The organism is Streptomyces sp. NPDC020681, assembly GCF_044334895.1.
Taxonomy (GTDB): Bacteria; Actinomycetota; Actinomycetes; order Streptomycetales; family Streptomycetaceae; genus Streptomyces.
The window spans coordinates 1-9,580 of the sequence record NZ_JBIRTX010000054.1; the positions used below are offsets into that span (position 1 = coordinate 1).

Annotated in this window: 6 protein-coding genes and 1 pseudogene; 3 read left to right on the forward strand and 4 right to left on the reverse strand. The window is 67.4% G+C overall.

All coding sequences use genetic code 11. From position 1 onward, the window contains the following. Both ACH4YL_RS40340 and ACH4YL_RS40345 read left to right on the forward strand, forming a co-directional pair. Positions 1-722 (forward strand): ABC transporter substrate-binding protein (locus tag ACH4YL_RS40340; RefSeq protein WP_398512520.1); only part of this gene is annotated, 722 nt, incomplete at its 5' end. A 250-nt stretch (positions 723-972) separates the two neighbouring features. Beyond that, positions 973-1,589 (forward strand): annotated as a pseudogene (locus tag ACH4YL_RS40345) (histidinol dehydrogenase). A 168-nt stretch (positions 1,590-1,757) separates the two neighbouring features. Here the strand turns inward: ACH4YL_RS40345 and ACH4YL_RS40350 are convergent. Continuing rightward, on the reverse strand, positions 1,758-4,367 hold the full coding sequence (locus ACH4YL_RS40350; RefSeq protein WP_398512525.1) for a DHA2 family efflux MFS transporter permease subunit: 2,610 nt from the start codon (positions 4,365-4,367) through the stop codon (positions 1,758-1,760). A gap of 83 nt (positions 4,368-4,450) precedes the next feature. Then, complete coding sequence (locus ACH4YL_RS40355; RefSeq protein ID WP_398512521.1) at positions 4,451-5,671, reverse strand: cytochrome P450; 1,221 nt, start codon at positions 5,669-5,671, stop codon at positions 4,451-4,453. A gap of 455 nt (positions 5,672-6,126) precedes the next feature. Here ACH4YL_RS40355 and ACH4YL_RS40360 point away from each other — a divergent pair, with 455 nt between their 5' ends. Beyond that, positions 6,127-7,014 carry a hypothetical protein gene (locus ACH4YL_RS40360; RefSeq protein WP_398512522.1) on the forward strand — a complete coding sequence of 296 codons (888 nt, stop codon included), beginning with the start codon at positions 6,127-6,129 and terminating at the stop codon, positions 7,012-7,014. On the opposite strand, the gene ACH4YL_RS40365 is transcribed toward ACH4YL_RS40360, so the two are convergent. Both ACH4YL_RS40365 and ACH4YL_RS40370 read right to left on the reverse strand, forming a co-directional pair. Continuing rightward, the gene (locus ACH4YL_RS40365; RefSeq protein WP_398512523.1) at positions 6,914-7,852 is read right to left on the reverse strand and encodes an NAD(P)H-binding protein; all 939 of its coding nucleotides are present in this window, start codon (positions 7,850-7,852) and stop codon (positions 6,914-6,916) included. The two genes, ACH4YL_RS40360 and ACH4YL_RS40365, sit on opposite strands and share 101 nt — an antisense overlap. A 69-nt stretch (positions 7,853-7,921) precedes the next feature. Next, positions 7,922-8,692 carry an SDR family oxidoreductase gene (locus ACH4YL_RS40370; protein WP_398512524.1) on the reverse strand — a complete coding sequence of 257 codons (771 nt, stop codon included), beginning with the start codon at positions 8,690-8,692 and terminating at the stop codon, positions 7,922-7,924. Between the last annotated feature and the right edge of the window lie 888 nt (positions 8,693-9,580).

The window sequence follows — 9,580 nt, forward strand, 5'->3', positions numbered from 1 at the left end:
CCAACGCCCCGTCGGTGAAGAGCAAGGCCGTCCGCCAGGCCATGGCGCAGGTCGTCGACCGCGGCGAGCTGGCTTCCAAGGTGTACGGCTCCGAGGCACAGCCACTGTACTCGCTGGTCCCGGCCACCATCATCGGCCACACGAACGGGTTCTTCCACAAGTACGGCTACCCGAGCGTCGCTAAGGCCCGCACTTTGCTGGCCGACGCGAGCGTCATCACGCCGGTGAAGCTGACGCTGCACTACACGACCGACCACTACGGCCCGGCCACCGCGAAGGAGTTCGAGGTGCTGAGGAAGCAGCTCAACGACAGCAAGCTGTTCGACGTCAGCATCCAGGGCCACCCGTGGAGCCAGTTCGTGCCGAGCGAGCAGAAGGGCGAGTACGACGTCTACGGCATGGGCTGGTTCCCGGACTTCCCGGACGCCGACAACTACCTCGCGCCGTTCCTCGACAAGGACAACTTCCTGAAGTCGCCCTACGCCAACAGCGAGATCCGCAACACCCTGATCCCGCAGTCCCGGCGTGCGGTCGATCGGTTTGCCGCGGCGAAGAGCCTCGCTGACATCCAGGACATCGTCGCCGACGACGTGCCGATCCTCCCGCTGTGGCAGGGCAAGCAGTTCCTCGCCACCCACGACGGCATCACGGGCAGCGAGTACGCGATGAACTCCTCCTCCACGCTGCAGCTGTGGGAGCTCAGGCGCGGCATCGGCAGCTGACCTGGTCATGCCTGACGCCCCCAAATGTGGGTGGATTCGAGGGGCGTCGCAACACGGGGTGAGTTGATCAAGCTGCGAGCAGTTTAGACAGACGCTCGGCTGGGGTGTTTTTCAGCCGAGCGTCGCCGTGACGGGAGGGCTTGGTCGCTACCCTGGTGGTCACGGCCGCCGCCGCGACAGCGCTCCTGAGAGGGCGCGTGCGAGCGATCGGGCCGGAATCCCGTACGGACAAGCGATGAGAAGCGGACGGATGACTGGGACTGTGAATGTGGCGGATCTGCGGCTGGTCGAGTGGGGCACGGCGACGGCCGAGGAGCGCCATTGGATCCAGTCCCGGGGCAGCGGCCATGACGGTGTGGATGAGGGCTTGCGGTCCTCGATCGCCGTCATCATTGAGGACGTCCGCAAGCGCGGGGACGCTGCGCTGGTCGATGCGCTCGGCCGGTTCGATAAGATGACCCTGCCCGCCGAGCAGCTGCGGGTGAGCGAGGAGGAGCTCGACGAGGCCCGCGCGGCGGTGAGTGAGCCGCTTGTCGAGGCGATCCGTACCTCGATCGACAGGTGCGGGCGTTTAACGAGCTGATCGTGCAGCGCGCTTCGTGGACGGCGGAGCCGAGGCCGGGACTGCTGGTCGGTGAGCAGGCCACGGCGATTCCCTCGGTCGGATTGTTCGGCCCCTCCGGCAAGGGATCCTTCCCGTCCGTGCTGATCCAGATCGCCACCCCGGCCGTGGTTGCCGGGGTGGAACGGATCATGGTCATGGTGCCGCCGGTGCCTGGCGGCACCGGCCAGGTGGACCCGGCCACCCTGGTCGCCGCCCAGGAACTGGGGCTGAACCGCCCCGCGTTCGTTGGAGATCTCAGTTGATGGCTGTGAGCTGGGGTTTCGTGGTTGCTCGGTAGTAGTTGGCTTCGTATTCGGCGGGCGGGATGTGCCCTATCTCACCATGGAGCCGGCGGTGGTTGTACCAGTCGACCCACTTTACAGGCGGCAGCATCCGAGCCGCTTGCGGACCGGATGTCGGGGTGGGGCCGGTCAGGCGGTTGCGGGCTCGAGGGTGACCTGGTGGCCGAGAGCGGTGAGCTGGCGGACGAGGTCGCGGGTCCTGCGGGCGGGGTTGAGGTGGCGCTGGTGCCAGTCGGCGCCGAGTTCCTGGTAGGAGGCGTCGGGTTCGTTGATCAGGTGCCAGGCGATGACGAGTATCGAGCAGGCGACGGCGACCAGGGCTTTGGCGTGGCCGCGGCGTTTGACGATGCGCCGGTAGCGGGCGCCGAGGAAGGTGTCGGTGCGGGCGGCGGCATTGGCGGCCTCGCCGAGGGCGCCCTTGAGCCAGGGGTTGCCCTGCCCGGCCAGGCCCGTGGTGTTCTTCGCCCCGGACTGGATCGTGCGAGGGCACAATTTCGCCCACGAGACGAGGTGCTCGGGCGTGGGGAAGCGGCTCATGTCCGCGCCGATCTCGGCAAGGATGATCTGCGCGGTGGCCGGCCCGATGCCGGGGACGGCATCCCGTTTCACGGCCACCGACCGCGCAATCACGCCACCGTCTGTTGACCCAGGTCCGGGGCCCTCGTGCGGGGTGGTGATCTCATCCAGGGTCTGGACGATGAGCCGGTCGAGTTCGTCGATCTGTGAGGTGAGATGGTCGACGGTGCCCAGCAGTACCCGCAGCAGCCGGGCGTGGTGATCCTCGAACTGCCCGGTCAGTGCCTCCGTGAGGGCGACCTTCTTCTTGACCAGACTGCCCTTCGCGAGGTCTGTCAGGGTGCGGGGGTTGCGTTCGCCGGCGGCCAGGGCGTCGAGCACGGCCCGGCCCGACATGCCGAACAGGTCCGATACGACATCTGACCGCTTGATCTGCGCGTCCTGCAGGGCCTTGTCCACGCGGTGCTTGTGCCGGGTGGTGCGTTCCTGGACGAACACGGTGCGGGTCCGGGTGAAGTCCCGCAGCTGGACGCTGAGCGCGTACCGCCCGTCCTCACCGCTCGCGCCGCGGCCTACCTGCTGCCCCTGCACATCGATGAGGGTGAGGGCGGCGCGCGGGACGGTGGTGCCGTCGTGGTGCTGGACGGTGCCGCAGACGGGCACTCCGGCGATGTAGGCCGGGGCGGGCGCGGGGGCCGGGCCCCGGTTTCCGGTCCGGGCGTGGGGCACGGACGTGGGCTCGGCGGTGGCGGAAGCGTTGTGGGACACCAGCGGTTTCTCCTTGAGGCAGAAGGCGAGGACGAGGCCGAGGACGAGCACCGGCACGAGGTAGAGGAAGATCCGCGGCATCGCGTCCGCGTACGCCTGGATGTAGCCGTCGCGCAGTGCGGGCGGCATGGCATGGACGAGCTGGGGAGTGATGGATTCGGGGGCGGGCAGTCCGGCGCCGGCCGGGAGCCGGTCGGCGAGTGCGTGGGTGAGGCGGTCGGCGAAGAGGGTGCCGAAGACGGCGGCGCCGACGCTGCCGCCGATCTGCCGGAAGTAGTTGTTGGCGCTGGTGGCGGTGCCGAGATCGGCGGGCGGCACGGCGTTCTGCACGGCCAGGATGAGGACGGGCATCACGAGGCCGATGCCGACGCCGAGGATCGCCTGCCAGACGGAGTACTCGAGCCGGGTGGTGTCGGTCTCCAGCCGCGACAGCAGCCACATGCCGACGGCGGAGACGGCGGAGCCCGCCACCGGGTAGACCTTGTAGTGGCCGGTGCGGCTGATGAGCTGGCCGGAGACGATCGAGGCGACGACGATGCCGCCCATCATGGGGAGCATGAGCAGCCCCGACTCGGTGGCGCTGGCGCCGTCGACCATCTGCAGGAAGGTGGGCGGATAGCTGGCGGCGCCGAAGAGGGCGACGCCGACGACGGCCCCGACCAGGCTCGTGACGTTGAAGACCGAGTCGCGGAACAGCCGCAGAGGGATGACCGGTTCGGGTGCGTAGTGCTCGACGACCAGGAAGAGCAGGGTGGTTCCGGCGGCGCCCGCGGCGAGTCCGAGGATGACGCGTGAGTCCCAGGCGTACTCGGTGCCGCCCCAACTGGTCAGGAGCACCAGGCAGGTGGAGGCGGCGGTGAGGAAGAAGGCGCCGAGGACGTCGAAGCGCGCCCGCGCCACCGGCTTCGGCAGTTTGAGGACGGCGGTGACGACGGCGAGCGTGATGAGGCCGAACGGCACGTTGAAGTAGAAGCACCAGCGCCACGAGACCTGGTCGGTGAAGAAGCCGCCGAGCAGCGGGCCCGCGACGGAAGCGAGTCCGAAGGCGGCGCCGATCAGCCCCATATAGCGGCCGCGCTCCCTGGGCGGGACGATGTCGGCGATGATCGCCTGTACGCCGATCATGAGGCCGCCCGCGCCGATGCCCTGGATGGCGCGGAAGGCGATGAGCTCGTCCATGGTGCGCGACCAGCCGGCGAGTGCGGAGCCGATGACGAAGACGACGATGGCGAACTGGAAGACGCCCTTGCGGCCGTAGAGATCGCCGAGCTTGCCGTAGATGGGAAGGCCGATGGTGGCGGTGAGGAGATAGGCGGTGATCGCCCAGGGCATCCGGTCCAGGCCCTGGAGTTCGCCGACGATCTTCGGCAGGGCGGTGGCGACGATCATCTGCTCCAGCGCGGCGAGCAGCAGCGCGAGCATGAGGGCGTCGGCCCATTCGGGGTCGGCGAGCATGTCCCTCGTCGCGCACTGCTGTTTCACGTGAACATCCCGGCCGGGTCTGCACACCGCGGGCCCGGCCGGGGTGTTCCTGGCAGCTACCAGGTGACGGGAAGGCGCTCCAGGCCGCAGATCTGGCCGAGGTCATACCACGGAAGGTCCTGGGGGTCGCAGGCGAGGGCGAGGTTCGGGAAGCGCTGGATGATCGACGCGATGGCGACCTGGAGTTCCACGCGTGCGAGGCCGGCGCCCAGGCAGAAGTGGGGGCCATGGCCGAAGGCGACGTGTTTGTTCTCGGCGCGCCGGATGTTGAAGGTGTCCGGGTCCGGGAAGTATTTCGGATCGAAGTTGGCGGCGGTGATGGGGGCGATGACGGCCTGGCCTTTGCTGACGGAGCCTCCTGACGGGAGGGGCACGTCGTCGGTGGCGACACGGAGCAGTGCGGTATGAGCGGGCATGTCGACGCGGAGGATCTCTTCGGCGGCGGCGGGCAGGAGCCCTGGGTCATCGCGCAGTGCGGCGAGTTGGTCGGGGTGCTGGAGGAGGGTGAGTATGCCGCGGCCGATGACATTTCCGGTGGTCTCGTGGCCCGCGATGATCAGGCCGACGACCATGTTGGTCAGTTCGTCCTCGTTCAGGCGGTCGTCGACGTCGCAGGCGTTGATCAGTTCGTCGAGCAGGCCCGTGCCAGGGGCCCGTCGGCGCTGGTCGATAAGTGCGCCGACGTATCCGGCGAACTCGACGGCGGACTGGACCTTTTCGGCCAGGTCAGCGGTGCTGGTGGACAGGAATATGTCCGACCAGGCCCGGAAGCGCGGAGAGTCCTCCGCCGGGACTCCGAGCAGTTGGCAGATGATGCGGACCGGGAGCGCGAAGGCGAACGTCTCTATCAGGTCGACCGGAGGCGCCTCGGTCTCCAGCGCGTCGAGGAGCTCGTCCGCGACCGATTGGACCTGGGGTCGCCAGGCCTCGGCGCGCCGGGTGGTGAATGTGGACTGGACGATGCGCCGCAGCCGGGAGTGCTCCGGCCCGTCCATGTTGAGGAGCGAGTTCGGGTCGTCGGACACGTCGGCGCCGAGAGGCCACATGCGTGGAGCCCCCGGGTAGCGAAGGTTCCGGCTGAAACGCGGGTCCGAGTAGACCTCCCGCAGGTCGTCGTACGTGGTGGCCAGCAGCGCCTTGTCGCCGGTGACCATCACCACGGGGGCCACTGGGCAGGTGGCACGCTTCTGGGCGTAGGCAGGGGGCGGGCTGCCGTGGGGTCCGTTCGGGAAGGGGAACTGCGCTTCATCGAGGGATGTCTCGGGTATGTCCGGCACCGAAGGACTCCTGCTCTGTCGGCGGAAGGATCGAGTGGGGATTCTATGGGAGGGGATGTCATATGCCATCAGTAACAGGGGGTTAGTGCGAAAAGCTCTCAACCGGGCTGTCACGCCTGTGCCCCGGCATCCACCAGTCGGCCGAGCACCTCGATGAACTGCTCCCGCACACCCGCATCGGTGATGGTTCCATCCACGCCGCGCCGGCCATGCCCCGCTCCACCGGGATCTTCACGCAGGCCGTATCCACGATCGCGGCGCCGGTGTACGGTGAGCAATAGTCCCCGAGTTCCGCGTACGCCCCCCAACTCCTGGCACGACTGAGAGTGCCTGGACCTGGGCCTGTTACCTCGTTCGAGTGACCGCAGGCCGTTCTGACCCAACCTCTCCCGCAGCACGCAACCCTCATCTCTGTCGGGATTTCTTCAGTCTGGGTGAAGTCGTGGAGGCGTGGGTTGGCTCTGGCCGTAGTACGCGATCTGCGCGAGTACCGGGCGCCGGTGAGCGAGGAAGAGCTCGCCGAGTTCGAGACCGATGTGCTGGCGGGGTTCGTGCTCGCGCGAGCCTCAGCCGGTCTGGTCGACAGCACGATCCGCAACGACACCAACCACCTGGAGCTGATCCGAGACTGGTTCGGCCGTCCGCTGTGGGAGATGGAGTCCGCCGACGCCGACGTCTACTTCGGCAAGGTGCTCCGCGACGCCAAACCGTCGACCCGGACCGGCCGCGCGGGCGCACTGGCGGTGTTCTTCCAATTCCTTGAGCTGCGGCACAAAGTCGAGCTGCACAACCTCGTGATGGAACTGATCCGTGGCCGGTCGTTGGCCGATCTGCTGACGAGCGAGGAGCCGCTCATCCCGCAGCACGCCGCGCTCGCATCGATGCCGAGGTGCTCGCTGCGCTGCGCGCGACCCACGCCGTCGGGGGTCGAACACCGGGACGTGAAGCCGGCCAATGTGCTGCTGGCCGACGACGGGCGGGAGGTGCTCAGCGACTTCGGCATCGCCATGGTTGAGGGAAGTACGGCCCTGACGATGACCGGCGAGGTCGTCGGCTCGCCTGAGTACCTGCCGCCGGAGCGGGCGCTGGGGCGCCCGTCGGGCCCCGATTGCCGAGCCGGGTGGCCAGCGACGACCGACCTGTGCCCGCTGCCCGTGCACGCTCAAGGAGACTGGTCCCCACCAACACGGCTGATCGCCCGGACGCGCCGCCAACGGTCTGCCCAAGCTCGTCGAGTGACTGTCATGGGGAGAAGGTCTCGCGTATGGCCTCGTTCAGGTCGCCGGGTTCCACTCCCAGTACGTTGCGGCAGACCGCAGTATCGACGAACAGCTCCGACGTGAGCAGCGGCCCCGACAGACGCGGTGTCAGCCCGGGCTCTGTGCGCCTCAGTCGGTGTCTCCACCCCGCGCCGGCCATGGCTGCGTGCAGCAGTTGCTTCGGCAGGTGCCGTACCCGTACGGGCCCCGGCCGTCCCGCCGCGAGGGCCATCCTCTCGATCAGCCAAGCCCAGGTCACATTCTGGGCGGCGATCGGGAAGTCGCCGGCTTGGCCGCCTTCCAGCGCTGCGACTGCGGCTTGCGCTACCGTCTGCACGGGGACGGCCGCAGTGCCACCGGGCGGCGCGAACAGAGGAAGCCTCGAGCGCATCATAGGGGCTGTCGAGGCGAACAGCGATGACCGCCCAAGCGAGGCGCCGAAGACCCACGGGATTTCCAGTACCGCCACGGGCAGGTATGGTCCGGCTGCTCGCCGTGCAGCTGCGGCCTGTTCGATTCGGCTGCGAATATAGGGATGCCCTTGGCCGAGTGCCAACTGAGGCCGTTGGCGGGCGATTGCGGTGAAGTACGACCCGATCACCACCAGACTGCGGAATTGCACACGCTGCCCCGCGGCCGCCGCAAGCCGCTCGATCGGCGCCACGTTGCCCTGGTGAAAATATGGCGCCGCGGGTGCGCGGGGCACCGTGCGGTCGTCCCGGCCGGCCGCGAAGACCGCAGAGTCATGGCCTGTTAGCAACTTGGCCCATTCCTCCTGGTCCAGCGTCTCAGCGTCTCCGCGGAGGAGGTCGGCTCCTGGTATCTGGGTGCCCTCGTTGCGGGACAGCACCGAAACGCGATGGCCTCGCCGGAGCAGTTCCGCGACAACGTGCCGCCCGATGAAGCCTGTTCCGCCGACCACGAGGACTCTTTGGTCACCCACAGATTTCAATGTGTCATCACTCCTGTTGCGGGCCGTACGTGTATGTCTTCACGAGGGCTGGTTGGTGGGCACGATCGTGACTTGCTGCATGCTGACGCGCTTGGGGAGGGAGACGGTGAAGGCGATGGATTCGGCGATGTCTTCGGCCTTGAGCATCATGTCGGTGGCACTGGCGAGCGCGTCGCGCATGCCCTGGTCGGTGACATGGTCGAAGAGCTCGGTGGAGACGAGGCCAGGTTCGATGGCCGAGACGCGCACGCCCAACTGACCGAGTTCGACGCGGAGGTTCAGCGACATGTGTGACACGAACGCCTTTGTGCCGGCGTAGGCCGCGAAGGTCGGGAAGACGATTCTGGCGGAGTGGGAGGAGACATTGACCAAGTCCGCGGTGCGTCCTGCGGCTGCCGCCGAGATCAGCTGCTGCGTAAATGCTCCGATGGTGTTCATCACGCCGGATATGTTGACGTCGATGAGGTGCTGCCATTCGTCCGTGCGCAGTTCGCCTATGGGGCCGGTGAGCATGATTCCGGCGTTGTTGACCACCAGGTCCGCGCCGCCGAGTTCGGTGGCGACGTGGTCGGCGGCGCCCCGGACAGCACCGGTGTCGGTGACATCAACCTCGATGGCGAGGGCGGTTCCGCCGTCCTTCTCGATCTCGGTCACGAGGTCGCTCAGCCGGTCGGCGCGGCGGGCGAGCACTGCCACCGAGGCACCGAGGCCGGCCAGTCGCTTCGCTGCGGCCTTGCCGATTCCGCTGGAAGCCCCCGTGATCACTGCCACTCGACCGGAAAGGGGGTAGTTCTGCGTCAGTGTGGACATTGATGTCTCCTTGTTGGTGAGTGGGTGGTGTCTGGGCACCCCCACCGGTTGTCCCCTGCTCCTGCACTGTGCTCACGGTCTTCGTGTGGGTACCGAATGGACTCCTGTGTGTCACCTGGCACGTCGATGCCTCACGCGGAGCGCTTGCCTCCGGCGTTTCGGGCCGCTGTGCAACCCGGTCCAGCGTCCCGGAGCATTGACGTTCCTGGTACGCCCCGTGGCAGGGCTCCGTCTTGTCCTAGGTCGCCGAATCCTGCCCACGGTGGAGTCCTTTGCGGACGGATGCTGCCACGAAGCTCGCGCAGGCTCTCACGGTCGCAACCCGGGCGCAGCGGAACGCTGTGAGGTCAGCGGCAGCATCACTGAGGCTGACATCGAAGTGGAAGCGGCATACGTTTGCATTGACCATCCACTGTGAGTGGGCCTCCATCGCGTGCTGGACTGGGGACAGGACAGCTCTACCTCATGGTTGCTGAGGTTCAACTAGTGGTGCCGTGTCGTCGCTCCGCCGAACCTGCGGTCGGGCCGGTGTCTGCGAGGCAGCCAGTTGGACTGCGGTACTGGATGTGCCGAATCGCGCCGTCGAGGTGGTGACAATGATGTTAGAGAGCCACCCGTGTCTACAGGAGGGCTAATCCCTTTGACGAGGTCGCGGTCGGGAGCGTAGGACGGCGGGCGGTAATTGGTCAACCGGTGTCACGATACGACTTACTCCCGAAGGCCCACAGTCCTGTGACGTTGAGGTTTGTACCGATGGGCCTCGGCCTTGCCGTCGTTTTTCGGACATAGGCTGTGGCTGTGGCTCGGGCGCGGCTTGTTGTTGCTTTCGAGTGGTGTCTCGAAGGCTGAGGTGACCCCTGTGGTGTGGACACGCCTGACAATGGATCT